Annotated in this window: 23 protein-coding genes and 1 pseudogene; 13 read left to right on the top strand and 11 right to left on the bottom strand. The window is 51.0% G+C overall.

Annotated elements, in window-relative coordinates; all coding sequences use genetic code 11:
• Positions 1–725: 725 nt before the first annotated feature.
• The 3 genes from mnmE to TW89_RS00935 form a co-directional block, all read right to left on the bottom strand.
• The gene (mnmE, locus tag TW89_RS00945) at positions 726–2,090 is read right to left on the bottom strand and encodes a tRNA uridine-5-carboxymethylaminomethyl(34) synthesis GTPase MnmE (RefSeq protein WP_128580253.1); all 1,365 of its coding nucleotides are present in this window, start codon (positions 2,088–2,090) and stop codon (positions 726–728) included.
• Between the two features lie 112 nt (positions 2,091–2,202).
• Positions 2,203–2,742, bottom strand: a complete 540-nt coding sequence (locus tag TW89_RS00940; protein ID WP_070584642.1) for a DUF924 family protein — start codon at positions 2,740–2,742, stop codon at positions 2,203–2,205.
• A 432-nt stretch (positions 2,743–3,174) separates the two neighbouring features.
• Positions 3,175–3,831, bottom strand: a complete 657-nt coding sequence (locus TW89_RS00935; RefSeq protein ID WP_128580252.1) for an NAD(P)-dependent oxidoreductase — start codon at positions 3,829–3,831, stop codon at positions 3,175–3,177.
• 119 nt (positions 3,832–3,950) lie between these two features.
• Between TW89_RS00935 and TW89_RS00930 the strand changes: the two genes are divergently transcribed.
• The 4 genes from TW89_RS00930 (at position 3,951) to ubiG (ending at position 6,988) form a co-directional block, all read left to right on the top strand.
• Complete coding sequence (locus TW89_RS00930) at positions 3,951–4,841, top strand: LysR family transcriptional regulator (protein ID WP_070584648.1); 891 nt, start codon at positions 3,951–3,953, stop codon at positions 4,839–4,841.
• On the top strand, positions 4,838–5,110 hold the full coding sequence (locus TW89_RS00925) for a GIY-YIG nuclease family protein (protein WP_128580251.1): 273 nt from the start codon (positions 4,838–4,840) through the stop codon (positions 5,108–5,110). The genes TW89_RS00930 and TW89_RS00925 overlap by 4 nt, the downstream gene beginning before the upstream one ends.
• Before the next feature lie 468 nt (positions 5,111–5,578).
• Entirely contained in the window at positions 5,579–6,112 is a 534-nt protein-coding gene (locus tag TW89_RS00920; RefSeq protein ID WP_128580250.1) for a c-type cytochrome, read from the top strand.
• A gap of 162 nt (positions 6,113–6,274) precedes the next feature.
• Positions 6,275–6,988 carry a bifunctional 2-polyprenyl-6-hydroxyphenol methylase/3-demethylubiquinol 3-O-methyltransferase UbiG gene (ubiG, locus tag TW89_RS00915; protein ID WP_225522167.1) on the top strand — a complete coding sequence of 238 codons (714 nt, stop codon included), beginning with the start codon at positions 6,275–6,277 and terminating at the stop codon, positions 6,986–6,988.
• A 151-nt stretch (positions 6,989–7,139) separates the two neighbouring features.
• On the opposite strand, the gene TW89_RS00910 is transcribed toward ubiG, so the two are convergent.
• Both TW89_RS00910 and TW89_RS00905 read right to left on the bottom strand, forming a co-directional pair.
• Positions 7,140–7,610 carry a CYTH domain-containing protein gene (locus TW89_RS00910; RefSeq protein WP_128580248.1) on the bottom strand — a complete coding sequence of 157 codons (471 nt, stop codon included), beginning with the start codon at positions 7,608–7,610 and terminating at the stop codon, positions 7,140–7,142.
• A gap of 38 nt (positions 7,611–7,648) precedes the next feature.
• Positions 7,649–8,068, bottom strand: a complete 420-nt coding sequence (locus TW89_RS00905; RefSeq protein WP_128580247.1) for a CopD family protein — start codon at positions 8,066–8,068, stop codon at positions 7,649–7,651.
• Between the two features lie 234 nt (positions 8,069–8,302).
• Between TW89_RS00905 and TW89_RS00900 the strand changes: the two genes are divergently transcribed.
• Positions 8,303–8,566, top strand: a complete 264-nt coding sequence (locus TW89_RS00900; RefSeq protein ID WP_128580246.1) for a hypothetical protein — start codon at positions 8,303–8,305, stop codon at positions 8,564–8,566.
• Between the two features lie 356 nt (positions 8,567–8,922).
• Here the strand turns inward: TW89_RS00900 and TW89_RS00895 are convergent, their stop codons facing one another.
• The 4 genes from TW89_RS00895 to TW89_RS00880 all read right to left on the bottom strand — a co-directional run bounded on the left by TW89_RS00895 (position 8,923) and on the right by TW89_RS00880 (position 13,398).
• On the bottom strand, positions 8,923–10,959 hold the full coding sequence (locus TW89_RS00895) for a M3 family metallopeptidase (protein ID WP_128580245.1): 2,037 nt from the start codon (positions 10,957–10,959) through the stop codon (positions 8,923–8,925).
• A 121-nt stretch (positions 10,960–11,080) separates the two neighbouring features.
• Positions 11,081–11,947 (bottom strand): hypothetical protein, encoded by an 867-nt coding sequence (locus tag TW89_RS00890; protein ID WP_128580244.1) that lies wholly within the window; start codon positions 11,945–11,947, stop codon positions 11,081–11,083.
• Positions 11,948–12,018: 71 nt separating this feature from the next.
• A complete protein-coding gene (locus TW89_RS00885) occupies positions 12,019–12,882 on the bottom strand; it encodes a mechanosensitive ion channel family protein (RefSeq protein WP_107724010.1) in 864 nt (287 codons plus the stop codon).
• Between the two features lie 21 nt (positions 12,883–12,903).
• On the bottom strand, positions 12,904–13,398 hold the full coding sequence (locus tag TW89_RS00880) for a restriction endonuclease (protein WP_107724011.1): 495 nt from the start codon (positions 13,396–13,398) through the stop codon (positions 12,904–12,906).
• A 288-nt stretch (positions 13,399–13,686) separates the two neighbouring features.
• On the opposite strand from TW89_RS00880, the gene TW89_RS00875 reads away from it, so the two are divergent.
• Both TW89_RS00875 and TW89_RS00870 read left to right on the top strand, forming a co-directional pair.
• Positions 13,687–14,022 carry a hypothetical protein gene (locus TW89_RS00875; protein ID WP_128580243.1) on the top strand — a complete coding sequence of 112 codons (336 nt, stop codon included), beginning with the start codon at positions 13,687–13,689 and terminating at the stop codon, positions 14,020–14,022.
• 109 nt (positions 14,023–14,131) lie between these two features.
• On the top strand, positions 14,132–14,488 hold the full coding sequence (locus TW89_RS00870; RefSeq protein ID WP_128580242.1) for a hypothetical protein: 357 nt from the start codon (positions 14,132–14,134) through the stop codon (positions 14,486–14,488).
• A 127-nt stretch (positions 14,489–14,615) separates the two neighbouring features.
• Here TW89_RS00870 and dnaE read toward each other — a convergent pair whose 3' ends face one another.
• Entirely contained in the window at positions 14,616–18,050 is a 3,435-nt protein-coding gene (gene dnaE / locus TW89_RS00865) for a DNA polymerase III subunit alpha (protein ID WP_128580241.1), read from the bottom strand.
• 165 nt (positions 18,051–18,215) lie between these two features.
• Here dnaE and TW89_RS00860 point away from each other — a divergent pair, with 165 nt between their 5' ends.
• The gene (locus tag TW89_RS00860; protein ID WP_002221492.1) at positions 18,216–18,449 is read left to right on the top strand and encodes an RNA-binding S4 domain-containing protein; all 234 of its coding nucleotides are present in this window, start codon (positions 18,216–18,218) and stop codon (positions 18,447–18,449) included.
• The gene (locus TW89_RS00855) at positions 18,427–18,645 is read left to right on the top strand and encodes a hypothetical protein (protein ID WP_128580240.1); all 219 of its coding nucleotides are present in this window, start codon (positions 18,427–18,429) and stop codon (positions 18,643–18,645) included. Before TW89_RS00860 ends, TW89_RS00855 begins: the two co-directional genes overlap by 23 nt.
• Positions 18,646–18,857: 212 nt before the next feature.
• Here TW89_RS00855 and yihA read toward each other — a convergent pair.
• Positions 18,858–19,498 (bottom strand): annotated as a pseudogene (yihA, locus tag TW89_RS00850) (ribosome biogenesis GTP-binding protein YihA/YsxC).
• 215 nt (positions 19,499–19,713) lie between these two features.
• Between yihA and TW89_RS00845 the strand changes: the two are divergent.
• The 4 genes from TW89_RS00845 (at position 19,714) to tsaD (ending at position 24,906) form a co-directional block, all read left to right on the top strand.
• Entirely contained in the window at positions 19,714–20,337 is a 624-nt protein-coding gene (locus TW89_RS00845) for a c-type cytochrome (protein ID WP_003684518.1), read from the top strand.
• 265 nt (positions 20,338–20,602) lie between these two features.
• Entirely contained in the window at positions 20,603–22,555 is a 1,953-nt protein-coding gene (locus tag TW89_RS00840; RefSeq protein WP_164836679.1) for a cytochrome c biogenesis protein ResB, read from the top strand.
• Positions 22,548–23,735, top strand: a complete 1,188-nt coding sequence (gene ccsB / locus TW89_RS00835; RefSeq protein ID WP_128580238.1) for a c-type cytochrome biogenesis protein CcsB — start codon at positions 22,548–22,550, stop codon at positions 23,733–23,735. Before TW89_RS00840 ends, ccsB begins: the two co-directional genes overlap by 8 nt.
• Before the next feature lie 100 nt (positions 23,736–23,835).
• Positions 23,836–24,906 carry a tRNA (adenosine(37)-N6)-threonylcarbamoyltransferase complex transferase subunit TsaD gene (tsaD, locus tag TW89_RS00830; RefSeq protein ID WP_128580237.1) on the top strand — a complete coding sequence of 357 codons (1,071 nt, stop codon included), beginning with the start codon at positions 23,836–23,838 and terminating at the stop codon, positions 24,904–24,906.
• The last annotated feature ends 160 nt before the right edge of the window (positions 24,907–25,066 follow it).

The following is a 25,066-nucleotide window of genomic DNA, read 5'->3' as shown; positions in this document are numbered from 1 at the left end:
ATTTTCAAAACAAAATATAAATTAACTAAAATCTTCATTATGTATATTTTTAGTATTTTATCTTTACGGAAAAGTTGTATTAATTAACGATTAACACGGTATGATTCGTCCTGTCGGCAGCGCAGATGCCGGCGAAAAAATGTGTATGTTGTTAAATAACATTTTGTATCTATGAAAAAGGACTACTTAAAATGGGATATTTAATAACGCTTGCCACCGCTTCTTTAATCGGCATGTCGGGATACCGGCCTCCGCCCTCGGCGTCGCCTACAATATCGAAACGGTAGTACACAAATAATTCAATCATAAACGAATTAATTACAATACTTCAGAAAACGCAACTTAGGCCGTTTTTCGGCCGACAGACAAGAAAGTGAGACAAACAATGAAAACTTTAATCAAACTGGCAGCCGCCTCTTTAATCGGTATGTCCGGCCTGACCGTCGGTGCAACCAATATCGCCCACAATATGGCTGATGCCGATAAATAAAAAAATACACAACACACCCTTAAATACACAGAAAAGAGTTAAAATGAAAACATTAATCAAATTGGCTGCAGCTTCTTTGATCGGCATGTCCGGTTTGACAGTTGGCGCAACCAAAATCGCAAAAAATATGGCAGAAGCTGCCAATAAATAAACGCAAGTGAAATTAAGCTTGTTTTGGTGATAAAAAAGGCCGTCTGAACATTCAGACGGCCTTTGTATTTGATGGCAAACCGTTTTATTTGCCGATACAGAAGCGCGAGAAAATCACGCCCAGCAAATCGTCGGCGGTGAATTCGCCGGTGATTTCGCTGCACGCGTTTTGGGCGAGGCGCAGGTGTTCGGCGAAAAGCTCGATTTGGTTGTTGTCGCAGAGGGCGGAGTTTTCCAGCTCAGCTTCGGCTTCGTGCAAGGCGTTGAGGTGGCGGCTGCGGGCGAGGAACAGGCTTTCGCTTTCGCCCTGCCAGCCGACTTCCTGCAACAGCGCGTGTTTGAGCAAATCGAGACCTGTGCCGGTTTTGGCGGACAGGCTGATGACGGTGTCTGCGCCGGTTTGCGCGAGGCTGTCTGAACGGACGGCGACGGGTTCGCCAGTCAGGTCGGCTTTGTTGTGGATTTCGATTTTTTTCAAACCTGCGGGCAGGCTGTTCAAAATGGCTTGGGTTTTGGCGTTCACGCCTTCGCGCGGGTCAATCAGAATCAGGGCGACATCGGCTTCGGAGACGGCTTTGCGGCTGCGCTCAATGCCGATTTGTTCGACCACGTCGTCGGTTTCGCGCAGACCGGCGGTGTCGATGATGTGGACGGGTACGCCGTCGAGGGTGATTTGTTCGCGCACGGTGTCGCGGGTGGTGCCGGCGATGTCGGTTACGATGGCGATGTCGTCGCCCGCCAAGGCGTTGAGCAGGCTGGATTTGCCGACGTTGGGCGCGCCGACGAGGACGACGTTCATGCCTTCGCGCAAAATCGCGCCTTGTTCCGCGCTGGCGAGCACGGTTTTCAGACGACCTTGCAGGGCTTGGAGCTTGCCGCGCGCGTCGGCGGCTTCGAGAAAGTCGATGTCTTCTTCGGGGAAGTCCAGCGTGGCTTCGACCAACATCCGCAGGGTAATAAGGTCGTCCACCAACTCGTGTATGTGTTGGGAGAACGCGCCTTTGAGCGAACGCAACGCCATGCGTGCGGCGGATTTGCTGGAGGCGTCGATGAGGTCGGCGACGCTTTCGGCTTGGGCAAGGTCGAGTTTGTTGTTGAGGAAGGCGCGTTTGGTAAATTCGCCCGGCTCCGCCATGCGCGCGCCCAGTTCGAGGCAGCGCGAAAGCAGCATGTCCATTACCACAGGACCGCCGTGCCCCTGCAATTCAATCACGTCTTCGCCGGTAAAGCTGGCGGGTGCGGCGAAGTAGAGCAGGATGCCGTTGTCTATCGGCTGCCCGTCGCCGCCGAGAAAGTCGGTGTAAAGCGCGGTGCGCGGTTTGGGCGTTTTGCCGCCGCTGAGGGTTTGCGCCAAAGGCAGCAGGTTTTTGCCGGAAAGGCGGATAACGCCGACGCCGCCGCGTCCGGGGGCGGTGGCGATAGCGGCGATGGTGGGTTGGGATGCGGACATGGCTGGCTCGTATCGGGAACTTAATGGACGGTATTATATAGTGATTTCACGATGATGCAGGCCGTCTGAAAACCTTGATTTCGGTTTCAGACGGCCTTTGACTTTGATGGAATTAAAATGATGAACCTTCCTGCTTCAGAAATTCTGCTTCTTCTTCCGTGGTTTTACGCCCCAATACGGCGTTACGGTGCGGATAGCGTCCGAAGCGGTCGATGATGACTTTGTGTTTGATTTCAAAGGCCAATGCGTTTTCATTGGTATAGCGTTCAAACAGCGGTACGGCTTGTTCATGGATAACTTGGCTTTCGCTGTGCATCAACGGCATCAGCATGAAATGGCGTTCATGCGGGAGGAGATCGGCGAAGCCAGGTCGGCGAACGGCTTCTTGGGCAAGAATGAGTGCAGCAGTATCTTGGGCAAACGCTTGAGGGCTGTCGCGGAACAGATTGCGCGAGAATTGGTCAAGAATAATGATTTCGGCGAGCCTGCCTTGCAGGGTATCGCGCCAGTGTGAAAGTTCGCCGCGAGCTGCCTGCTGCCAGATATCGAAAAATTGAGCGCGAATTTGGGCATCGAATCCATCGTTGCGGGCAAATTGGAAAGGGTGGTTTTCTTCGGTAAACCAGAAATCTAAGACAGTTTGAGGTGTCATGAAAACTCCTTGAAATAGAGTACAGGGAAAATTGAGGCCGTCTGAAAAATTAGAGAGATGCTTTCAGATCATCTTAACCATCAGCGCTTGCGTGAGAAAAGATCGGTAGCGGAGCGGATTGTTGCTCACAATATGCAATTTATGATCTACATCTTTTCAGGATGGGCTCCGTACTACTCTGGTACAGTTCCTTCACTTTGTTCAAAATATTTTTGTAATTTTGATATAAATTGCCGACAGATTTTATTCGTATGTGGAGACGACGACAATATTTTGCACTTGGAAAACTTTACTTGCGTTGCCGACATAAGCTGTTGCACCAATCACTGCGATTTTCATGTGTGACTTCTTGTTGAGATTCGATTGATGAGATGAGCGCATGCAAAGGCCGTCTGAAACTTTTAGTTTCAGACGGCCTTTAAATTAAGATGATTAAACAGCGGCGACGGTAAAACGTTCAAACAAATGCGCTTTGTTTTCCGCATCGTCGGCGATGGCGACTGCCAAATCGGCCACGCTGATGCCTGCCGGAATTTCACCGTCCATCAGCAAATCGTCTTTGCCCAAGTGGTATTTGCCGGTTTTGTCTTCGCTGAAACCGCCGTCTGCGCCCAGTCGTGCCGGAGGGGAAACGAAAGACCAGTTCACGTCGCGGCGCGGCAGGAGTTCTGCCAAGAAATGGCGTGCGGCATTGGCGCCGTCGAAAATTTCTTTCGGGAAGTCGGGCGTATCGATAACTTGCAAACCGGGTGCCACATACAGGCTGCCCGCGCCGCCGACGACCAACAAATAAGGCACCTGTGCTGCTTTTGCCGCTTCGACGATGCTGTTTGCGCCGCGTGTGAAATCCGCGCCGATGTTGGGATTGGTCCAGCCCGGGTTGAAGGCGCTGACCACGGCATCAAAACCGGCCAGTTTGTCGGCAAAATCGGCTGCATTGACATCTGCGGAGACTGCGGTAACATTTTGCGCTTGGAACACTTTGTCTGTATTGCGGGCGAAAGCGGTTACTTCATGACCGCGGCCTGCCAATTCTTGCACGACTGCGTTGCCGACATAACCAGTTGCACCGATAACTGCGATTTTCATGTTTGACTCCTTGTGGGGATGTGATTGATTAGATGAGTGCATTGTAAGGCCGTCTGAAACGCTTGATAATCCCTGTTTTGCTGTTATGATTGTGAAGTTAAACTACATAATCAGTCAAAATGCAAGACATCAAACCCCTGCTCGTTTTCGCCGCCGTCCTCGAACACGGCAGCATGAACGCCGCTGCTGCCGTGCTGGGCATGACCCCGTCGGCGATCAGCCAGCACATCAACCGCCTCGAAACCCTGCACGGCATCAAGCTGTTAAACCGCAGCACGCGCAGCCTTGCGCCGACCGATGCCGGCCGTGCCTTGGGCGAATACTGCCGCCGCCTCGCCGCTACCTTGTCCGATACGCGTACCGTTATCGACAATCTGAAAACCGAACCCGTCGGCGAATTGCGGATTTCCCTGACTTCTACAGTTATTGAATCCCGCGCTTTTCAGACGGCGTTTGCAAGATTGCAAACCGAGTTCCCGAAAATCCGCCCTATCCTTAATTTCAGCGATACTTTGGACGACCTGCAACACAATCAGACCGACATTGCCATACGCGGCGGCGACCGTGCTTTGGACGATGCTAATCTGGTTGCGCGCCATCTCGTTACCTGGCCGTACATCATTTGTGCCGCGCCCGATTATCTCGACCGGCATCCGCCCATTACCCATCCCTCTCAGCTTCATGCGCACCGCTGGCTGCATTTTTTACCTGTCCGCACCACCTTGCAAAATGGTGAAGAAAGCTATTTCCTCGACGTTGCCGACAGCATTGCCTGCACGCATCTTGCCGCCGTGTGCAGCCTGACCGAAAGCGGTTTCGGTTTGTCTTTGCAAGTGGGCGGCGAAGTGAGGGAGAAAATCGCCCAAGGCCGTCTGAAAGCGGTTTTGCCCGAATGGACATTGCCGCCGCTCAGCCTTTATTTGGTGACGCCTTATCGTGTGCAGTCTGCCAAAACTGAGGCTGCCGTGCGCATTTTTACTGAGAGTTTTGCCAAGGAAGGGGATTTATGAACGCGGAAAATTGGATCGTTTATCTGATTTTGTGCGAAAACGGCGCGTTTTATTGCGGCATCAGCAACCGTCCGCAAGAGCGGTTTGCGGCGCATTTGTTAGGAAAAGGCGCGAAATACACGCGTTTGAACAAGCCTGTTGAGATGCGCATTGTTTCAGACGGCCTGAGCAAAAGTGAAGCGCTGAAACGGGAAATTGGGATTAAGAAATTGACGGCAGAGCAGAAGCGGGGATTGTGGGCTGAAGCTGAAACAATGGTAAAAGACTAATGGCGGCAATGGATTAAATTGTAGTCGGGATATGAATAACCACATAAATAGGTAAGTCTGCTGGTATCTTTTGCATAGCCAAGCGGCAAATGTTTATTAACATGATTCAAAAAGGCCGTCTGAAACCTGATTGGGATTCAGACGGCCTGTTTGGGATGGGGATGGCTTTCAGGTTGAAACTACTCATGGAGAAATCGGTAAAAAGTTGAATTCTAAAAGAAACTTTGAAAATAAAATAAGTAACTGCTTGAACAATAAAATGAAAGTTATCGCGATTCATGACAAATGGGGTGAATTTCTATCCGAGTAGAGAGGTGGTGTCAATATGTTTTTCCTGTTTTTGTGACAAAATCTGATTTATGCCAATATTTATTATAGTCTAGGTCTAAGGTATTAGTTTCTATGCTAAAATTTTTAAGCTGTTTATATAAAACAGTGATTTAAACTAAAACTAAGGAAAGACAGAACATGAACAAATTACTGATTGCCGTAATGATGATGGCTGGTTTGACAGCTTGTTCCCAAGAGGCTAAACAGGAGACTCAAGAGGCTGCTCAAGCCGTTGCATCTGAAGTTAAAAACGAAGTTGCTTCTGCTGCCGATGCTGCTGTGTCTGCTGCTCAAGAAGCTGCCGATAAAGCCGAAGCTGCTGCCAGCAAAGCAGAGGAAGCCGCTAAACCTGAAGAAGCTGCCAAGCCTGAAGAGAAAGCCGAAGCGCCTGCCGCTGAAGCCAAGCCTGCCGAATCCGCCAAAGTGGACGGCAAAGCTGTTTTTGAAGCGAACTGTAAAGCATGCCACAGCGGCTTGATTCCCGGCGCTCCGGCCGTAGGCAAAAAAGAAGACTGGGCGCCTCGCATTAAACAAGGTAAAGACACCTTGCACAAACACGCCCTCGAAGGCTTCAATTCCATGCCTGCCAAAGGCGGCAACGGCAGCTTAAGCGACGATGAAGTGAAAGCCGCAGTTGACTACATGGCCAACGAATCCGGCGCTAAATTCTAAATCGCACCGATTGAAACGCACCTTGCCACAAGGTGCGTTTTTTATGGGCAGGCGGATGAAAGTTGAAATAGGGCCGATAAACGGGCAAAGGCCGTCTGAAACATTTTATTTTGAAGCACAATCGGCTAAAATCAGGCGAATTATTTTATGCAGGAGCAAACCATGAGCAATCAACACGATAACGTAGATGCCGGCGAAATCGCCAAGTTCAGCCAAATCGCCGACAAATGGTGGGATAAAAACGGCGAATTCAAGCCCCTGCATGACATCAACCCCTTGCGCCTCGACTATATCGACGGCTATGCCGGATTGGCAGGCAAACGCGTGCTGGATGTAGGCTGCGGCGGCGGTATTTTGTCGGAAAGCATGGCCAAACGCAGCGCAGAACACGTGACCGGCATCGATATGGCGGAAAAATCCCTGCAAACCGCCACAGCCCATGCGGCCGCTCAACACGTTGCCAATATCGATTACCGCTGCATCCGCGTCGAAGACCTAGCCGCCGAGCAGCCGCACAGCTTTGACGTGGTAACGTGTATGGAAATGATGGAACACGTTCCTGATCCGTCTGCCATCGTTCAAGCCTGTGCGAAACTGGTCAAACCCGACGGCATGGTGTTTTTCTCCACCATCAACCGCAATCCCAAATCTTATCTGCATCTGATTGTCGGCGCAGAATATCTGTTGAAATTCGTCCCCAAAGGCACGCACGACTGGAAAAAATTCATCACACCGGCAGAACTCGCGCGTATGTGTCGCCAAGCCGGATTGGATACCGTCGGCAGCAAGGGCATGACCTACAATTTGTTGAGCGGCCGTTATTCTTTGTGCGACTCGACCGAGGTCAACTACATGGTTGCCTGCCGTCCGGCGTAAGGTTCCACGGATAAAACACACGGGCTTGCCCGATATTTGAAACAGTATGTCAAAAGCAGCTTGATACAAATATCGGTAAAGCAAATCAGGCCGTCTGAAAAGAAAAAAGGCATGTGCGATACATGCCTTTTTTGTATGTGGGTTGTACTCGTTATTCCGTCCAAGATGAATACGGATGTTTGCTCAAATACGCATTGGTGAATTTACCGTCTGCCGTGATTTCCTTGCCCAGCCAAGACGGTTTGGGGAACTCAGTATCTTCAGACGGCAATTCGATTTCCGCCACAATCAATGGCGCATTGTCGCCGAAATATTCGTCGATTTCATACACAAAGCCTTCAAATTCGACCCGATAGCGGTATTTTTCCATTTTAAACGGGCACATATCCGCCATCATCGCCTGCGCGTGAGCCAACGGAATTTCGTATTCAAACTCGCTGCGCGTCATGTCGGAAATATAGCCTTTCAGGGTCAGCCATGCTTGCGAACCGATAATCCGCACACGGATGGTGCGCTCTTTTTCCACGCTCAAATAGCCCTGTTGCAACACCAGCGGCTCACCTGCCGCTTTGCGCCAACTGTCATCCGCCAGCAAAAAGCGGCGTTCGATTTCGACCGTCATGAATTTTTTCCTTATTTACCAAACAGGCCGTCTGAAGATTAAAACGGCTTGAAAACCACCATATAAAGCGCGGCCACCATCATCAAAACGGGAAGTTCGTTGAATACCCGATACCAGCGGTGCGAATACACATTGCTGCCGTTTTGAAAACGGCGCAGCAGCAGGCCGCAATAAAGCTGGTAGGCCAAGAGTAGCAGGCCGCACAATAATTTAACCGCCAGCCAGCCGTTGCCCCACCAATTGTTTATAAATCCGATGGCCGCGCCAAATATCAGCGTTCCCCAGCCCAAAGGCGACATAAAGCGGTACAGCCGCCGCGACATATCCGTCAGCCGTACATATTCCACGCTGCCGGGTTCCAATTGCGCCAGATTCACATAAATCCGCGGCAGATAAAACAGTCCGGCAAACCAAGAAATCACAAAAAATATGTGTAACAGCTTAAACCACAAATACATTTCAGACAGCCTCAACACCTAAAACCGTTATTTTATCCGCAATGCGACCCAAGCCGAAACAAAATAGTCAAAACAATCCGACAGGGTGCGCCGCAACAATGTGTTGTAGGCATGATTTTACCCAAAAGCCAAATTGTAAATTCCGAAATAATATGCAAGTTGAGATATGCACAATGCAAAAAACTTGCTAGAATCCTATGCTATTTAACTATAAAATCATTATGGACGGAAAACATGAAACAATTTGAAATCAGCAACAGCGTCAGGAAAGCGCTTTGCGACTACCTGAATACGCGCAATCTAAACCTCAAAGCCGCCATGGACAATGAAACAACCAATGGCGAAGTCGCGGCCATCGTTCACGCAGGATTGCCGGCGATGATTCGGAAAATCTATTCTTTGGAAAAAATGAAAACCTTTTTCTGGACGAAAAAAGATTTGATGATGGAGTTTATCAATATGCGCTTGAATGCCGGCGATAAAAAGGGCAAAAACTAATTTTAGCGATGGGTAGGAGGAAGATAGGAGTTTGAAATACGGACTTCTATTTTTCTCGAAGTCTTGTTAGGGACAGTGCTTGCTCATTGTTCCTAATAAGTTTTGACAACCGAAAGGTCGTCTGAAATTCAAATGATAGGGCATGGGAACATGCCCTGTTTTATGGGCTGCTTGTCCGCATTGGGAAAATATTGAGCTTGGCAACCGTTACGGCGTTCTGCGCCGGGTGGTTTTATCGGCTGAATGGTTTTATATTTGTTTTGCTGAACATATTGAATGGATTATAAAAAGGCCGTCTGAAACATTTCAGACGGCCTTTAGCGTTGAATCAGCAATTAAAACGGCGGATTTTCAAATCAAGCTGCGTTGTCGAAACCGCTGTGGCGGAGCAGGGCTTCCAGGCTTGGTTCACGGCCGCGGAAGGCTTTGAAGGATTCGGCTGCGCTGCGTGAACCGCCGACGGCCAGTATTTCTTCCCAGAAGCGGCGGCCGGTTTCGGCCACATCGTCGCTTTCTTCAAAAGCGGCGTAAGCGTCTGCACTCAAAACTTCCGCCCATGCGTAGCTGTAATAGCCTGCGGAGTAGCCGCCGGCGAAGATGTGGCTGAAGCTCAAGGCAAAGCGGTTGTATGCCGGCGGTTGGGTCACGGCGACTTCTTGACGCACTTTGTCCAAGATTTGCGGCCATTCTTTCAGACGGCCTTCATCTTCCTGATGGTAGATTTCCATGTCGAAGAGGGCAAATTCCATTTGACGGACGAGGAACATACCGCGTTGGAAGTTTTTAGCCGCGTGCATTTTGTCGAACAGCTCTTTCGGCAATACCGCGCCGGTTTCTTCGTGCGAGGACATTTGCGCCAATACGTCGTATTCCCAAACGAAGTTTTCCATGAATTGGCTAGGCAGCTCGACCGCGTCCCATTCGACGCCGTTGATGCCGGATACGCCCACTTCGTCAACTTGGGTCAACAAGTGGTGCAGGCCGTGGCCAGTTTCGTGGAAGAGGGTGATGATTTCGTCGTGGCTCAAACGCGCTTCTTTGTCGCCAACAGGCGGGGTGAAGTTGCAGACGAGGTAGGCGGTCGGCAGTTGCAGCGTACCGTCGGCGAAACGACGGCGGCTTTTGTAGCCGTCCATCCATGCGCCGCCACGTTTGCCTTCGCGTGCGTACAAGTCCATGTAAACGCCGCCGATGGTTTGGCCGTCTTGTTTCAGCTCGAAATAGCGCACGTCTTTGTGCCAAACGGGGACGGTTTTTTCAGCCAGCTCGATGCCGTAGAGTTTTTTGATTTGGGCAAACAGGCCTGCCAATACTTTGCTGATAGGGAAGTATTTTTTTACTTCAGTTTCGCTGAAGGCGTATTTGGCTTGGCGCAGTTTTTCGGCGGCGTAGCTCAAATCCCAAGATTGCGGATCTTCGATATTCAGGGTTTCCCGTGCAAAGGCTTTGATTTCGGCAAAGTCTTTTTCGGCAAACGGTTTGGCGCGGCGGGCAAGGTCGTGCAGGAAGTTTAGAACCTGTTCGGGCGTATCCGCCATTTTGGTTGCCAGCGACAGCTCGGCGTAGTTTTTGAAGCCGAGCAGTTTGGCGGTTTTCAGCGCGTTTGCAAGCGTTTGTTCGACGTTGGCCGTGTTGTCGAATTTGCCTTCGTCAGACAATTCGCTGGCACGGGTAACGTAGGCGCGGTAGATTTGTTCGCGCAGTTCGCGGTTGTCGGCGTATTGGATAACGGCGAGGTAGTGCGGAATTTGCAGGCCGATTTTGTAGCCTGTTTTGCCTTCGCTTTGCGCGGCGGCGGCAAACATGGCGATGGAGTCTTCGGGGATGCCGGCAAGTGGCGCGGCATCGTCAAAGTAAATGCCGAAAGCGTCGGTCGCGTCTTGGATGTTTTGTGCGAATTTGGCACCCAGTTGCGCACCTTCGGTTTGCAGTTGCGCCAATTCTGCCTGTTGTTCGGGCGGTAATTCGGCACCGCTGAGGACGAAATCGCGCAAGTCGTGGTTGAGCTTGGTTTGCTGCGCCGGGGAGAGTGTGTTGAATTCGGCAGAGTTTTTGATGATTTTGAAGCGGTTGTACAACTCGATGTCTTGACCGATTTCGGTGAAGAAGATGGTGATTTCTGGCATCAATTCGTTGTATACGGCACGCAATTCGGGCGTATCGACCACGGAGTTGAGATGGGAAACCACGCTCCAAATGCGGCCGACGCGTTCGGTAATGTCGGTCAGTTTTTCGACAGTGTTGGCCCAGTCGGTGTGCGTTTGTGCTTTGATGGCGGCGATTTGTTCGCGCGCTTCGGCAATGGCAGTTTGCAGGGCGGGTTTGATGTCTTCGGTTTTGATTTGGTCGAAATGGGGTTCTTCGCCCAAGTGGAGCAGGACGTTGTCGCTCATATGGTTTCTCCTGAATAAGATGGTTTCAGACGGCCTTTGGGCCGTCTGAAAAGAAAACGATAGGCGTTATATGGTGGCAGACAGGCAGAATTAAAGTGTTTTGCCTGCCTGTCGGTCAGCCTTATTCCGGACCGCGCGGATTGGCGTGCAACGGGGCGGCCAGTTCGAGGCGCATGGTGGTGCCTTCGGGGGCGTAAACCGCATTGGCAACATTGGTTTGCAAGGATTCGGCAAACGAGCCGTGATACACTTTTGCGCCTTGGTGGGTCAGGTTGGATTGTACATCGACGTACACTTCGCCGCCGATTTGTCGCCAGAGGTGGCAGAAGGTGTAGTCTTCGGACAGGTAGCGTTTGCTTTCGGGATCGACCATGCAGTCGAAGAAACGGTAGTGCAGGCCTTTGTTTTCCGGGCTGTAGTCGCTGTCGGAGACGTAGTTCAACTCGGGATAGGCCTCTATCATTTTTTCAAATACGCTGCGCTTGATGACCATGAAGCCGGTTGGCGCGTCATGAACCTTCATAAAGCCTTCTTCATCGACTTTCAGGACGATTTCGCCGTTTTCATTTTTGTCGTTGGTGTTGACGGTGTAAGAAGTGTACATACGTTCGAAATCGGCTTGGGTCATGCCGGCAGGAAGGCCTGCTTGGGGCCAGTTTTCGCGTTTGAGCGGATAAACGCCGGCCACAACGTCTTTATCGGCCAAGAGCAGGCGGTAGAATGAATCGGGAGAGAAGCCGATGTCGGAGTCAATCCAAAATAAATGCGTCCATTCTTTGTTTTCCAAAAATCTGGCCACGCAGTTGTTGCGCGCGCGCGTAATCAGGCTTTCGCCGCGCTGCATCATTACTTGCAGCGGCAGGCCGAGGGAGGCGTTGGTGTGGACGATGTTCAGAAGCGAGAGGGTGTAGTTGTGGAAATATTTGCCGTCATGGCTGGGGGTCATAATGACGGGGTACATTTCGGCAAGGGCTGATTCGGGCAACATGACTTTTCCTTATTGTTGATTGTGAACTTTATTATTGTAAGGGATTTGATTGTATCAATAAACAAACCGTACTATTTTGTTTGGTTGATCAGTCGGTATTGCGTGCGCAAAAATTCGTCTAAGACGGCCTGTTGTATTTCCAGCCGTTTGGAAACGGGGGAGGCGAAGCGTACGATGATGTGGTACACCTTGTCATCATGCGGCACGCGGGACACGCGCGGCTGGGCGGCGGGGGTAATAAAGAGTTTTTGCGCTTGAACGTTTTCCAAATATTGTTGGATAACGGGAACATAGGCTGCGCACGACGGCTCAAGAACGGCTTTCAGACAGCCTATGATTTCGTCCGAATCCAAATGAATCGGCACGGGGATTTCCACCGTATGAATCACATAATTGCCCAAAATATTGTCGCGGCGTACGGTATGGCTCAAAAGCAGGCTGTTGGGAAACGAGAGCGTTTTGCCGGAAAGTTGGCCGATCAACGGATTAGGGCCGATTTGCATCATCAGCGTGTTCAGCATATTGATATCGACCACCCGTCCGCGCAGGCCGTTGATTTCGATGTAGTCGCCGATGGAATATTGTTTGGTTACTGAGCGCAGGATGCTGCCGGACAAACACATAATCAGCTCTTTGGTCGCCACCACAATCGCTGCGGCTACCGCAAACATCGACAACGCCAAAGTTTGAATCTGCGCCGCCCAAATCATCGCCAGCCCGAGCAGGATCAGCAACATGGTCACGTTGCGGCTGAACACCAGCGAGCGGCGTTTGTTTTCAATGCTCAAATCCGGATGGCTGCGAAAATGCGCCGAGAGCAAAATGCTGCGCCCGGCAATGACGGCCACAATCATCAACATCGACATCAACGCCGATTTAATAATTTCTTCACTGACAGGCAAAGCGTTCAGCCATTCATGCATGGTGTTCCACATAATCCTGTTTCCTTTCCCTTCTTAGGCCGTCTGAAAACCCACGCGTTCAAAAATTTCTGCCGCACACGCTTCCGATACCGCAAACAAAGTTGCCACGCTGCCCAAAGCCCGTTGCGCTACCACGCTCAAATCATCGCGGCACACTTCGCCCAGCCACTCAACCGGCCGCACCAGCGACATTTTTTCATCGTCCCATTGCGGACAATGTACCGCACCGCCCGTAATCCTGCCAACCCGATAACGGCGCAGGGTAGGCGAGTAGGTCAATACGGCATCTCCATCGGCCAACTCGTTGACAAACCGCCACATCTGAGCCGCACCCGATTGCGCCGTTCTCAATTTCACATCCGGCACGGCTGAACGGTAAATATCCGTCAGTTCCTCACGGCCAAAACCCTTGGCCGCCGCTTCGGCCAGCATAGGCCAGGCCAACGCCGCCACACCGCGTTCAAAAAATACATCATAAAGCGCACCTTGCGTGCTGCGAACCATATAAAGTCTAGCTTGTTTTCCCATTGCAGTACCTGTTTGTTTGAAGAACCCATCCCTTTGTTTCCATGTTACCCGTTACGGCTGAAAAATTCGATATTTTGAATTATCGGAAGGGTTTTAAGTTCTCGCTGAAAATAAATGAATGATGAATAAAAGGCCGTCTGAAAAACAAAATAGTCTGATATATCAATAGATGATATATCGTAACAATATATTAATAACTGTAAAATTTTTTACGTTTGCATCAAAAAAAGATAAGATAAAAAATCAATCGCGAAAGATTGCTATTCACTGAACATTAGGAGAGAAAAAATGACCTGTAAAACCCACGAACATCATGACCACGTCCACGGCGCAAACTGCGGCCACACTGCCATCAAACACGAAGGCCACGTCGATTATCTGCACGACGGCCACCTGCACCATGAGCACAACGGCCACTACGACGAGCATGCCCTGAACGTCAATGAAACCAACCCTGACGGCTGCCATCCGGTTGACACCTGCCACGGCCACGTTCACGGCGAAGGTTGCGGCCACGAAGCCGTACCGCACGGCGATCACGTCGACTACATCGTCAACGGCCGTCTGCATCACCAACACGGCGACCACTGCGACGACCACGGTCCGGTTGAAATCGTTAAATAAAACTGTTTTTCAGACGGCCTTTAATATGGGGCATCTGTAGGGAAAGGGGGTGTATTTTCACCCCCTTTTCATATATATTGTCGTACCCTACACTAAAACAGCCATTATTATGTTTGACATCATATTTGTATTGGTATTCGGCAGGCTCCAAGCCTCCGGAACACTGAATTTCCCCGATAGGCTTTATCCCATCTGGAAATGGGCGCTAGGCGCAGGCATGCTTTATGCCGCGATAGGGACAATGCTGGGATACGCTTTCTCCGGTTCCTTCTCCCTAGTCAGCTTTTTGCTGATTATTGCCTTGTCATCCGCCTGGTTCTCTCTGTATTTCAAACTGTTGCGGCTTACCACCTCAAAAACTGTACTGAACCAATGTATTTACTGGGTGCTGGGTATTGTTTCGGCATTGTCGTTCCCCTTTATTGTGGGCTACCTTTCCCTATTGGCCAAAGGCTTTGTACAATAAACTTTTCAGATAACCACTCTATCCAATAAGGTCGTCTGAAAGCCTAAATCTTTATCCGACTTATGTTTTAAAAGCGCTTTTTAAATTAAAGGCCGTCTGAACGTATGGTTTCAGACGGCCTTTAGTTTTACCAATTCACGCGGACAGCCCTGCTGCCGAGCAATGTTTCCAGTTCGTCAAACAAGGCGGTGCTTGGCGTTACCATCCATTTGGGTGCAATTTTCAATTTGCCTGATGCTTTGCCGTTGCTGTACGACAGTTGCAGTGGGATGTGTGACGTGTCGGGCAGGTGGTGGGCGGTGAGGATGGTGGCAAGGCGCGTGATGTCGTGGCCGGGAGCTAGGGCGAGGCTGAGGCTGCGGGCGTAGCGTTCGCGCGCCATTTGCAGGGTCATGACTTGGTTGGCCATGATGCGCAGCCCGTCGCCGCCTCCGTAGTCGTCACGGCTGACTTTGGACTCGATAATCAGCACTTGGTCGGATTTGAGGTAGTCGGCGCAGTTTTCCAGCGTGTGGCCGCTGACCATGATTTCAATCTGCCCGCTCAAATCTTCGAGGCTGACGAAGGCGATTTTGCCGCGTTTGCCCATCATGGTGCGCACGGCGGTCACGAACCCGGCGAGGCGCACGCTGTCTTGCGGTTTCAGACGGCCTAACTTGGTCGGGGCGATTTGGCGGACTTCTTGGGCATATGGGCCGAACGGGTGTCCGGACAGATAAAAGCCGATGACGGTTTTTTCTTCGGCGAGTTTTTCCGACTCGCTCCACATGGGCGCGTCAACGAGCTGCACCGGTTCGATGGCGTCTTCCATCATGTCGAAAAGTCCGCCCTGATTGGCGTTGGCGGCTTTTTGGTCGGCGTTGTTCATGGCAAGGTCGATGTTCGCCAAGAGCATGGCGCGGTTGGGTTCGATGCTGTCGAACGCGCCGCCGCGGATTAGAGCTTCGAGGGTGCGGCGGTTCATGTGTTCTTTGCCGACGCGCTCGCAGAAGTCCAAGAGGCCGGTAAACTTGCCGCCGCTTTGCCGCGCGGCGATGATGGATTCGACGGCGGCTTCGCCCGTGCCTTTAATCGCGCCGAGTGCGTAGCGGATTTTCATGTTCGGATACGGCGTGAAGCGGTAGTCGGATTCGTTGATGTCGGGCGGCAGGAACTCGATGCCGTTGGCGCGGCAGTCGTCGTAGAAATGCTTGAGCTGGTCGGTATTGTCCAATTCAGACGACATGGTTGCCGCCATAAATTCGGCGGGATAATGGGCTTTGAGCCATGCGGTCTGGTAGGAAATCAGGGCGTAGGCGGCGGCGTGGGATTTGTTGAAACCGTAGCCGGCGAATTTTTCCATGTAGTTGAAGATTTCGTCGGATTTTTCGCGCGAAATGCCTTGTTTTGCCGCGCCTTCGGCGAAGATTTCGCGGTGTTTTACCATTTCTTCGGGTTTTTTCTTACCCATGGCGCGCCGCAGCAAGTCCGCGCCGCCGAGCGAGTAGCCGCCGATAATCTGCGCCGCCTGCATCACTTGTTCCTGATACACCATAATGCCGTAGGTCGGCGCGAGGATGCCTTCGAGCAGCGGGTGAATATATTGGAATTCCTGACCCTTCATGCGCGCGACGAAGTCGGGGATGTTGTCCATCGGGCCTGGGCGGTAGAGCGATACGAAGGCGATGAGTTCTTCAAACTTGGTGGTGTGCGCCGTTTTCAGCATTTTTTTCATGCCGGTCGACTCGAACTGGAAGACGGCGGTGGTGTTCGCATCGCGGAAGATTTGGTAGGCGGCTTGGTCGTCAAGCGGAATCTTGCCAACATCGACGATATCGCCGGTGGTGTTTTTGATGTTGTTCTGCGCCATTTCGATAATGGTCAGGTTGCGCAGACCCAAAAAGTCGAACTTCACCAAACCCACGTCTTCTACGTCGCCCTTGTCGTACATAGATACGGGCGAGGCGGATTCGTCCGCCTGATACACGGGGCTGTAATCGGAAATCTTGCCCGGCGCAATCAATACGCCGCCTGCGTGCATACCCAAACCACGCGTCAAGTCTTCCAGCTTTTTCGCCAGCGTAATCAGTTCGTCCGCTTCTTCTGCTTCAATCAATTCCTGAATCTGCGGCTCGGTCTCCATGGCTTTTTCCAAACTCAGGGGTTTATTGGCTTCCAACGGAATCAGCTTGGACAGTTTGTCGCACAGCATAAACGGCAGTTCCAGCACACGCCCCACGTCGCGAATCACCGCTTTGGACGACATCGTGCCGAAGGTAACAATCTGGCTTACCGCATCCGCGCCGTATTTCTCGCGCACATATTCAATCACGCGGCCGCGGTTTGCCTGACAGAAGTCAACGTCAAAGTCAGGCATGGAGACGCGTTCGGGGTTCAAGAAACGTTCGAACAGCAGCGCGTATTTCAGCGGGTCGAGGTCGGTAATCTTCAATGAATACGCCACCAATGAGCCTGCACCCGAACCACGGCCCGGTCCTACCGGACAGCCGTGTGTTTTTGCCCAGTTGATAAAGTCTTGTACGATAAGGAAATAGCCGGGGAATTTCATCTGGATAATGATGTTCAGCTCAAAATCCAAACGTTCCTGATATTCCGGCATTTTTGCCGCACGCTCCGCCTCGTCGGGATAAAGCTGAACCATACGTTCCTGCAAGCCCTCGTTGGACAGCTTCACCAAATAATCGTCCAGCGACAGGCCGTCCGGGGTAGGGAAGAGCGGCAGGAAGTTTTTGCCCAATGTGATGTGCAGATTACAGCGTTTGGCAATTTCTACCGTGTTTTCCAAGGCTTCAGGTAAATCGGAGAAACGTTCGGCCATGGTTTCCGGCGGAATGAAAAACTGGCTCGGCGTAAAATCGCGCGGACGTTTTTTGTCCGTCAATACCCAGCCGCCAGCGATACATACCCGTGCCTCATGTGCATTGAAATCATCGCTGCTCATAAACTGGGTCGGATGCGTTGCCACCACCGGCAAGCCCAATTCTTCCGCCAGTTTCACGCTGCCTGAAACGCAAGCCTCCCATTCAGGGCGTTCGGGCAGGCGTTGCAGCTCTAAATAAAACGCATCGGGAAACCACTCCGCATATTTCAACGCCGCCGCACGCGCCGCGTCTTCATTGCCGTTTAAGAGATTCACGCCCACTTCGCCGTAATGCGCGCCACTCAAACAAATCAAGCCGCTGTTGTCGCCGTTTTCCAGCCATTCGGGATTGAGTTCCGCGTGATGGATATTGCGGTCTTTGCCGACATAGGCCTCCGTCAAAAGCTCGCTCAAGCGCAGATAGCCCGCATCGTTGCGGATAATCAGCATAGCGCGAAACGGCTTGTCAGGCGCATTCGGATTGCCTATCCACACATCCGCCGCGCCGATGGGCTTAATCCCTGCGCCGCGGCAGGCTTTATAGAATTTCACCAAGCCGAATTCGTTCATCAAATCGCTGATGCCCAAAGCAGGCAAACCGTATTCCTGCGCTTTGGCAATCAGTTTTTTAATCCGCACCATACCGTCGGTAATCGAGAATTCGGTATGCAGGCGCAGGGGGATGTAGGTCGGCTCGGTCATGGCAAAATCGGCGTGAACAATAAAAGGCGTATTGTAGCAGGGTTGGCAGCGAAAGGCCGTCTGAAAACCAAATGTAATGAGGTTGGATAAAGCAAATAAAACAGAAGTGGGCTTTCTTTCAGACGGCCATGTTAAAATATCGCCATTATTGAAAAGGATTAAATGATGGAAGCAACTGTCTATCTTGAAGACAACGAATACATCGCGTTGTGCGACTTATTGAAATTGGCCGGTCTTGCCGAAAGCGGCGGACAGGCAAAAGCGTTTATCGCCGAAGGGCTGGTGTTGCGCAACGGCGAAACCGAAACCCGTAAAACCGCCAAAATACGCGGCGGCGAAGTGATTGAGTTTGACGGTGCGCGCTTGGAAATCGCCGATGGATACGACCCTGAAGAATAAAGCCGAAGCCATCTTGGGCGAGCCGTTGTTAGACGAACCTGTCCGCCCCGAGTCGTGGGAATGTTGCGGCAGCGAGTGCGGCGATGCCTGTATTCAGACAATGTATTGGGTGGAAAAAGCACGCTATGATGCGCAACAGCGGAAGTTGAAAGAAGCAGGTTGGGTAGACGGCGAAGATAGTGCAAAGGCCGTCTGAAAAAGGTTTAGTCGAATAAAACCATGCTTTTTAAGAATTTTTACTGACACTCCGTTGTTTTGAGTTTGCGATAAGAAAATAAAAGGCGCAATAAAAAAGGCATGTGCATACATACCCTTTGGAAGAGAGATAGAAAACGGCATTATAGAAAAACAAATGACGGAATAAGATTTGCGGTTGGTCAATTCATCTTATTCCGCCTTGTTTTACAATCACTCAGGCGATGCTTCGCCTGCAAGATTTTCGATTTCTTCGCGATGCGCGTCAAACCATGAACCGACCACTTGATTGACTTCGTCCATGCCTTGTTTTTTCAGGCTGGAGAACAGTTGAACGCTGATTTTTTGACGCTCGGTGTAGGGTTTGAGTGATTTTTTACCGCCGCCAAAGTTTTAATCTGGTCGTTTTTAGACAGCTTGTCTGCTTTTGACAGCAGGATATGCACAGGGCGACCAGTGATGTGGAAAAAGTCCAGCATTTGAATGTCCAAAGCCTTAAGCGGATGGCGCGAGTCCATAATCAAAATCAGGCCGATCAGTTGGCGGCGTTGTTGCAGGTAGTCGCCCAAGAGTTTGACCCAGTGCGCACGAATGGCCTCCGGTACTTGCGCGTAGCCGTAGCCGGGCAAGTCGACCATGAAATTGCCGTTTTCCAGCTCAAAGAAATTGATGTGTTGGGTGCGGCCCGGTGTTTTGGAAACGTAGGCAAGGCGCACATGATTGGTTAAAGTATTGATGGCGCTGGATTTACCGGCATTGCTTCGGCCGACAAAGGCAATCTCGGCCGGCGTGTCGGGCAGGTCTTTCAGATGGTTGACCGTTGTAAAGAATTTGGCGTTTTGAAAAAGGTTCATCAGTATTTCCTTGCATGGAAACAAAACTGCAACATCATAATTTGTATCGGGCATTTATGTTGCAGCAGTTTGGTAATTTGAGTAGTAATTTAATGTAAACTTGGTATAGAATAGCACGTTTATAGAATTATCGGTTTTAATCGGGAAAATTCCCCGGTATTTGAGTATAAAAAAGGCATTGACGCGGTACGCAATGCTGTAATCAGGAGCACTCCATGAAACGATTGACTTTATTGGCCTTGGTATTGGCTGCCGGTGCGGTTTCCGCTGCCCCTAAAGCAGATGCTGAAAAAGGCAAACAGGTAGCGACTACTATCTGTGCGGCGTGTCACGCAGCCGATGGTAACAGCGGTATCGCAACTTATCCTAAACTGGCAGGTCAGGCCGCGGCCTACACCTACGGTCAAACCATGGCCATCAAAGACGGTACCCGTACCCACGGTGCTGCCGGCGTGATGAAACCGATGGTGATGAACTTGTCCGAACAAGACATCCGCGACGCTGCCGCCTACTACGCCAAACAGCAAGGCAAACCGGGCGAAGCCAATCCTAAAGAAAACCCAGAGCTGGGCGCGAAAATCTATCGCGGCGGCCTGAGCGCTAAAAAACTGCCGGCATGTATGTCTTGCCACGGTCCTAGCGGCGCAGGTATCCCTGGCGGCGGTACTGAAATCCAAGCCTATCCTCGTCTGGGCGGCCAACACAAGGCATACGTTGTCGAGCAAATGAAAGCTTACCAATCCGGCCAACGCAAAAACGCCATCATGGCCGATATTGCCAACCGCCTGAGCGAAGAAGAGTTGAACGCAGTAGCCAACTTCATCCAAGGTTTGCACTAATTTCGTTTTGAAACGAGCTTATTGATACAGGCCGTCTGAAAACCCTTCAGACGGCCTTAGCCAATATAGGCCGATAAGCCTGATTGTTTTTTTCAAATAGCGACAGCAAGATTTTTACTACAATATGCAGTATTCTTCCTTTCGCATCATAACGTCCATCGCAGCCCGATTGATTGGGTTGTTCAAAGCCGACAGTTGAAACATGAGTAAATCTTTATCATCCGTCCCACTCATCCGCAGACCGTGGTTTGCCTTTTTCAGCTCCATGCGTTTTGCCGTCGCCCTGCTTAGCCTGTTGGGCGTGGCTTCGATTATCGGTACGGTCTTGCAGCAAAACCAGCCACAAGTCGATTATTTGGTGAAATTCGGCCCGTTTTGGTCGCAGATTTTCGGCTTTTTGGGCCTGTACGACGTGTACGCCTCGGCGTGGTTCGTTGTCATCATGATGTTTTTGGTGATTTCCACCGGATTGTGCCTGATTCGCAATGTTCCGCCGTTTTTGCGCGAGATTCGTTCCTTCCGTGAAAACGCCAAGGAAAAATCACTGGCGGCAATGCGCCATTCCATCGTTTTAGACGGACAGGTGACGCCCGAAGTCGCACAACGGTATTTGGAAGTGCAGGGCTACGGCTGCAAAACCGTTACGCGTGAAGATGGTTCGGTTTTGGTGGCGGCGAAAAAAGGCGCGATGAACAAATGGGGCTATATCTTTGCCCATGCCGCGCTGATTGTGATTTGTTTGGGCGGTTTGATAGACAGCAATATCCTGCTGAAAATCGGTATGCTCACCGGCCAAGTCGTGCCGGACAATACTTCGGTTTACGCCAAAGACTTTAAGCCCGAAAGCGTGTTGGGTACGTCCAATTTGTCGTTTAGGGGCAATGTCAATATTTCGGAAGGTCAGAGCGCGGACGTAGTATTTCTGAATGCGGATAACGGCATGCTCGTGCAAGACTTGCCGTTTTCCGTCAAATTGAAGAAATTCCATATTGATTTTTACGATACCGGTATGCCGCGCGATTTCGCCAGCGACTTGGAAGTAACGGACAAGGCGACCGGCAAAGTCAGCGAACACACCATCCGTGTCAATCATCCTTTGACGTTGCACGGTATTACGGTTTATCAGGCAAGTTTTGCCGACGGCGGATCAGACTTGACGTTTAAAGCGTGGAATCTGGCTGATGCCGACCGCACTCCGGTCAAACTCAAAGCAACTTCCATGCGCGAGTTTCCGCTGGATTTGGGCAAGACCTCTTATAAACTGGAATTCGACCAGTTTACCTCGATGAACGTCGAAGACATGAGCGAGCCGTCTGAAAAAGAGCAGAACTTGAAATCCGCCATCAATGATGTTCGCTCCGTTCGTCAGGAAGGCAAAAAATACACCAATATCGGCCCGTCTATCGTTTACCGCATCCGCGACAAAGCAGGGCAGGCGGTCGAATATAAAAACTATATGCTGCCGGTAAAACAAGATGAAGACTATTTCTTCATTACCGGCACACGCAGCGGTTTGGCGCAGCAATACCGCTGGTTGCGCATTCCGATGGATAAAAACGGCCAAATCGACACCTTTATGGCTTTGCGCCAATATTTGAAAGACGACGCGGCACGCCGTAAAACCGTTGCCAACGCCGTCAAAGGCGCGCCTGCCGAAATCCGTGAGCAATTCATGGCAGCGGCGGAAAACACTTTGTCGATTTTTGCCAAAGGCGGCTATTTAGCTTTGGACGAGTTTGTTACCACCAACATTCCCAAAGATCAGCAGGAAAAAATGCAGGGCTATTTCTACGAGATGCTCTATGGCGTGATGAATGCCGCTTTGGAAGATACGATCAGCACATACAATCTGCCGGCTTGGCCGCAAGACGAAAAGCGCAACCGCTTCCTGCTGCATGCAATGGACGCGTACACCGGTTTGACCGAGTATCCTGCGCCGATGTTGCTGCAATTGGACGGCTATTCCGAAGTGCGCTCTTCCGGCCTGCAGATGACCCGTTCTCCGGGGGAATTCTTGGTGTATTTGGGTTCGGTATTGCTGGTGTTGGGCACGGTATTTATGTTCTATATCCGTGAAAAACGTGCTTGGCTGCTGTTTTCAGACGGCCGTATCCGTTTTGCCATGTCTTCCAGCCGCAACGAACGCGACTTGCAGAAAGAATTTCCGCAACACACACGGCAATTGCAGCAGCTTGCCAAGGATTTGAACCATGAATAACAAACATCAGGCCTTGCCCGAGCATGAGCTTCTGACACACAAATCATTTATCCGAAACCTCAACCTTTTCGACTGGGTATTCGTGCTGCTGATTGCAGTCGGTGCGTTTATTGCCCAAACCCAGGCTGGTCTGCATATGGACATCTACGAAATGGTAATTTTGTGGGTGAGTGCCGGTATTGCCGTTTTTCTGGGTTGGTTTTTCAAACCGATGCGCTGGTTTATCCCTTTGGGCGTGTGCTTGGCGTATTTGGCCGTTGATTTGTATGGGGGCGACATCAAACGCGCAGACGGCTTCCTGCTCAAATACCTGTTAAGCAGCCAGTCGGCGATTATGTGGCAATGCGCGTTTGTGTTCTTTGCCTTGTTTGCCTATATCGTCGGCGCGATAGCGGCGGTGCGCAAAAATGTGCCGTCCAATACGCTTTTGGGTATGGGTACCGTGTTTGCGTGGGTTTCCGCGATGGCGGGCTTTGTCGGTTTGCTGGTGCGCTGGCATGAAAGCTATCTGCTGCGTCCCGATGCCGGCCATATTCCGGTTTCCAACCTTTACGAAGTATTCATCTTGTTCTTGGTCATTACGGCGCTGATGTACCTCTATTACGAAGGCCGCTTTGCCGTACAAAAACTGGGTGGCTTTGTCTTCAGCTTTATGGCGATTGTGGTCGGATTTGTCTTGTGGTACAGCGTTTCACGCGAGGCTCATGCCATTCAGCCGCTGATTCCTGCTTTGCAGTCTTGGTGGATGAAAATCCACGTTCCGGCCAACTTTATCGGCTACGGCGCATTCTGTATCGCCGCCATGCTGGGTATTGCCGAACTGCTGGTGCTCAGAAAAGAAGATGCGGGCCAAAAATCATGGCTGCCGCACTCGCAAGTCATTGAAGAAGTCATGTACAAAGCGATTGCCGTCGGTTTCCTGTTCTTCACGATTGCCACCATTCTCGGCGCATTGTGGGCGGCCGATGCGTGGGGCCGCTATTGGAGCTGGGACCCGAAAGAAACTTGGGCATTCATCGTTTGGTTGAATTACGCTATCTGGTTGCATTTGCGGCTGGTGGCAGGCTGGCGCGGCAAAGTGTTGGCTTGGTGGGCGGTCATCGGCCTGGTCATTACCGCCTTTGCCTTTATCGGCGTGAATATGTTCTTGAGCGGCCTGCATTCTTACGGCACTTTGTAAGTAGCTTATCCCGCACTTTATTTCAGACGGCCTTTTTCCGTTTTCGGAGAAAACGCCGTCTGAATCGTTTTTAATCATTTTTTTCAGACGGCCTCAAACCATGTTGGTATTAGGAATTGAATCATCTTGCGACGAAACCGGCGTTGCGCTCTACGATACCGAGCGCGGCCTGTTGGCGCATCATTTGCACACACAAATGGCGATGCACGCCGAATACGGCGGCGTTGTCCCCGAATTGGCCAGCCGCGACCATATCCGTCGTGTCGTGCCGTTGACGCAAGGTTGCTTGAAGGAAGCAGGCGTAGGCTATGCCGATATTGACGCAGTTGCCTTTACGCAAGGTCCGGGCTTGGGCGGCGCATTGCTGGCCGGTTCAGGCTTTGCCAACGCCTTGGCATTTGCCATCGGCAAGCCTGTTATCCCCGTTCACCATCTTGAAGGCCATTTGCTCTCGCCCTTGTTAGCAGACGACAAGCCTGAATTTCCATTTATTGCTTTGCTGGTGTCGGGCGGACATACACAATTTATGGCTGTACGCGGTATCGGCAATTACACCTTGCTGGGTGAAAGTGTGGACGATGCGGCAGGCGAAGCGTTCGATAAAACGGCCAAGCTTTTAGGCTTGCCTTATCCCGGCGGTGCCAAATTATCCGAGCTGGCCAAACTCGGCACGCCTGATGCCTTCACATTCCCACGTCCTATGCTCCATTCGCACGATTTGCAGATGAGCTTTTCCGGTTTGAAAACAGCCGTTTTGACCGCTGTCGAAAAAGTCCGCACCGAAACCGGCAGCGATGAAATTCCCGAACAGACGCGTAACGATATTTGCCGCGCTTTCCAAGATGCGGTGGTTGACGTATTGGCGGCCAAAGCCAAAAAAGCGTTGTTGGATACCGGCTTCAGAACTTTGGTGGTTGCCGGCGGTGTAGGTGCAAACTGGAAACTGCGTGATGAATTTTCGCGCTTAACCGTCAAAATGCCGCCTGAAAAAGGCAAACCCAAACCTCAGGAAGAAAAAATCAATGTTTATTTTCCGCCGATGGCATACTGTACCGACAACGGCGCAATGATTGCCTTTGCCGGTGCGATGCGTCTTGCCGAGCGTCAGGCTGTCGGCGCATTCAATGTTAAACCGCGTTGGCCGTTGTCGGATATTGTGAAGCAGGGCTGATGTATTAGACCGCTTCGATGCAATGAAAGGCCGTCTGAAAACCTGAAAACATGGTTTTCAGACGGCCTTTAATGAAACGGATGTTTGCGGTAAAACTTCATTCAAAAAAGATGAGTAATTTTTCCATCCGTTTTTTCTACAATATCAACTTTGATTGCAA

The sequence above is a fragment of the Neisseria flavescens genome, from assembly GCF_001618065.1.
Classification (GTDB): Bacteria; Pseudomonadota; Gammaproteobacteria; order Burkholderiales; family Neisseriaceae; genus Neisseria; species Neisseria flavescens_A.
The sequence above is the reverse complement of the archived record's forward strand: the minus strand, read 5'-3'. Positions and strand labels throughout refer to the sequence as shown.

Excerpts from the sequence above, each read along its gene's own strand:
- dnaE (WP_128580241.1), bottom strand. The coding sequence starts at position 18,050 with ATGACCGAGCCGACCTACATCCCCCTGCGCCTGCATACCGAATTCTCG.
- TW89_RS00840 (WP_164836679.1), top strand. The coding sequence starts at position 20,603 with ATGCGTTTTGCCGTCGCCCTGCTTAGCCTGTTGGGCGTGGCTTCGATT.
- ccsB (WP_128580238.1), top strand. The coding sequence starts at position 22,548 with ATGAATAACAAACATCAGGCCTTGCCCGAGCATGAGCTTCTGACACAC.
- TW89_RS00895 (WP_128580245.1), bottom strand. The coding sequence starts at position 10,959 with ATGAGCGACAACGTCCTGCTCCACTTGGGCGAAGAACCCCATTTCGAC.
- TW89_RS00875 (WP_128580243.1), top strand. The coding sequence starts at position 13,687 with ATGACCTGTAAAACCCACGAACATCATGACCACGTCCACGGCGCAAAC.
- TW89_RS00910 (WP_128580248.1), bottom strand. The coding sequence starts at position 7,610 with ATGACGGTCGAAATCGAACGCCGCTTTTTGCTGGCGGATGACAGTTGG.
- mnmE (WP_128580253.1), bottom strand. The coding sequence starts at position 2,090 with ATGTCCGCATCCCAACCCACCATCGCCGCTATCGCCACCGCCCCCGGA.
- TW89_RS00920 (WP_128580250.1), top strand. The coding sequence starts at position 5,579 with ATGAACAAATTACTGATTGCCGTAATGATGATGGCTGGTTTGACAGCT.
- TW89_RS00885 (WP_107724010.1), bottom strand. The coding sequence starts at position 12,882 with ATGTGGAACACCATGCATGAATGGCTGAACGCTTTGCCTGTCAGTGAA.
- TW89_RS00930 (WP_070584648.1), top strand. The coding sequence starts at position 3,951 with ATGCAAGACATCAAACCCCTGCTCGTTTTCGCCGCCGTCCTCGAACAC.
- TW89_RS00905 (WP_128580247.1), bottom strand. The coding sequence starts at position 8,068 with ATGTATTTGTGGTTTAAGCTGTTACACATATTTTTTGTGATTTCTTGG.
- TW89_RS00860 (WP_002221492.1), top strand. The coding sequence starts at position 18,216 with ATGGAAGCAACTGTCTATCTTGAAGACAACGAATACATCGCGTTGTGC.
- TW89_RS00940 (WP_070584642.1), bottom strand. The coding sequence starts at position 2,742 with ATGACACCTCAAACTGTCTTAGATTTCTGGTTTACCGAAGAAAACCAC.
- TW89_RS00870 (WP_128580242.1), top strand. The coding sequence starts at position 14,132 with ATGTTTGACATCATATTTGTATTGGTATTCGGCAGGCTCCAAGCCTCC.
- TW89_RS00890 (WP_128580244.1), bottom strand. The coding sequence starts at position 11,947 with ATGTTGCCCGAATCAGCCCTTGCCGAAATGTACCCCGTCATTATGACC.
- TW89_RS00880 (WP_107724011.1), bottom strand. The coding sequence starts at position 13,398 with ATGGGAAAACAAGCTAGACTTTATATGGTTCGCAGCACGCAAGGTGCG.
- ubiG (WP_225522167.1), top strand. The coding sequence starts at position 6,275 with ATGAGCAATCAACACGATAACGTAGATGCCGGCGAAATCGCCAAGTTC.
- TW89_RS00900 (WP_128580246.1), top strand. The coding sequence starts at position 8,303 with ATGAAACAATTTGAAATCAGCAACAGCGTCAGGAAAGCGCTTTGCGAC.
- tsaD (WP_128580237.1), top strand. The coding sequence starts at position 23,836 with ATGTTGGTATTAGGAATTGAATCATCTTGCGACGAAACCGGCGTTGCG.
- TW89_RS00855 (WP_128580240.1), top strand. The coding sequence starts at position 18,427 with ATGGATACGACCCTGAAGAATAAAGCCGAAGCCATCTTGGGCGAGCCG.
- TW89_RS00935 (WP_128580252.1), bottom strand. The coding sequence starts at position 3,831 with ATGAAAATCGCAGTTATCGGTGCAACTGGTTATGTCGGCAACGCAGTC.
- TW89_RS00845 (WP_003684518.1), top strand. The coding sequence starts at position 19,714 with ATGAAACGATTGACTTTATTGGCCTTGGTATTGGCTGCCGGTGCGGTT.
- TW89_RS00925 (WP_128580251.1), top strand. The coding sequence starts at position 4,838 with ATGAACGCGGAAAATTGGATCGTTTATCTGATTTTGTGCGAAAACGGC.